1 protein-coding gene and 2 pseudogenes are annotated in these 1,589 nt (G+C 56.2%); all 3 read right to left on the bottom strand.

Annotated elements, in window-relative coordinates:
* Positions 1-475 (bottom strand): annotated as a pseudogene (locus tag ACFPLB_RS06830) (IS5 family transposase); the annotation flags it as partial.
* A 196-nt stretch (positions 476-671) separates the two neighbouring features.
* Positions 672-1,262 carry an NAD(P)H:quinone oxidoreductase gene (wrbA, locus tag ACFPLB_RS06825; protein WP_378228624.1) on the bottom strand — a complete coding sequence of 197 codons (591 nt, stop codon included), beginning with the start codon at positions 1,260-1,262 and terminating at the stop codon, positions 672-674.
* A 230-nt stretch (positions 1,263-1,492) separates the two neighbouring features.
* A pseudogene (locus tag ACFPLB_RS06820) lies at positions 1,493-1,589 on the bottom strand (IS5/IS1182 family transposase); the annotation flags it as partial.

Here is a 1,589-nt window from a genome sequence, read left to right as displayed (position 1 = left end):
AGGTCATGGGCAAACGCGATATCGTTGCGCTGGCCGGGTGAGGCGATCAGTCGGACGGGAAGCCCGAGCGCCTCGGTGGCGGCATGGATCTTGGTGCTCAGGCCGCCGCGAGACCGACCCAGGCCCTGGGCATCCGCCCCCCTTTTGCTTTGCGCGCCCCAGCAGCGTGCTGGTGGGCGCGCACGATGGTGCTGTCGATCATCAGCCATTCCAGATCGGCTTCGCGGGCCAGCGTTTCCAGCATGTCGTCCAGTACGCCCATCTCGATCCAGCGATAGTAGCGCCGCTTCACGCTGCGGTAATCGCCCAGCCGTTCCGGCAGGTCACGCCAGCGCCCGCCCGAGCGCGCCATCCACAACAGTGCGTCGAGGAACTTGCGATTATCGGTGCGTGGGCCGCGCTTGCCTTTGGTGCCGCCCGGCACCAAGCTCTTGATCCGTTCCCACTGGTCATCCCGAAGTGCGTCACAGTCCATCGCCGATCTCCCAAAATCAGCGTTGAATCTGATTTGCGACCGGATGGGAATCCCAAAACCTTAAATCGTCACCACAACCTAGAGCAGCGGAAGCTGCGTTCGTCAGAACGCCCGCTGCTCTAAAACATTGTGCTTGCGCCAGATTGTACCATCTGGCGCAAGCACAATGCGGTTAAAACCCGCCATTTTCAAAATATCAGTTCAGCTTGCCGGCTATTTCAATGAGCCTGCGCACCTGATGCCCGATGGAAGCCTTTGCAGCCTCGTCAAACTCCGCACCCTGAGTATGGCTGTAACCATAGGGATTGCCACCGGTTTTAAAAATGCTCTCATCCGTAAAACCAGGCGCAACAATCACTCCGCCCCAGTGCATGATCGTGGTGTAAAGGGAAATCAGCGTCGTCTCCTGCCCGCCATGCGTATTCTGGGCAGAGGTCATGGACGATACGGCCTTATTAGCAAGCCCACCCTTGGCCCAGATACCACCGAGCGTATCGATAAAGGCACGCATCTGGCTGGCCATGACGCTAAAGCGGGTGGGAGCAGAAAACAGATAGGCGTTTGCCCACTCCATGTCCTCTACAGTGGCAACCGGTATATCAGCCGTTTTTTCAGCTTGCGCCTGCCACGCATCAACCCCGGCCACAACCTCACGCGGCGCGGTTTCAGGAGCTTTTAGCAACCGCACTTGCGCACCCGTTGCCTTTGCCGCCTCGGCTGCAATGGAGGCCATCTGATAATTGGTGCCATAGGTGGAGTAGTAAACAATTGCAAGCTTGACGGTCATGGACATTCTCCAATGTTTTCAAAGGATATACGGGTAAAAATCAATCTATCATCAAAGCCGGGGAGCAAACAACCATGCCTGTAACCGCGATATTGTTGCAGCAGATTTCGGCCAGAGCATCGGACCAAAAAGTGGAATCGGTTTTTGGATAATTCCGATGCTCATTCAAAGAGTTAGAGCGTCCTTTGTGCGTCCGACAGGACGCACGGCGATCTAGGGTCGAAACCCAATCATGCCCACCATATGCAGATAGCGGCTAAGTAGCATGTTGCTGCGAAGTTGACTGCAAGCTTGTCATATCTTGTGGCAATGCGTCTCCAGTCCTTG

The organism is Aquamicrobium segne (genome assembly GCF_042656785.1).
GTDB lineage: Bacteria > Pseudomonadota > Alphaproteobacteria > Rhizobiales > Rhizobiaceae > Mesorhizobium > Mesorhizobium segne.
Note: the sequence above shows the minus strand (reverse complement) of the source record. Positions and strands in the feature narration are given on the sequence as shown.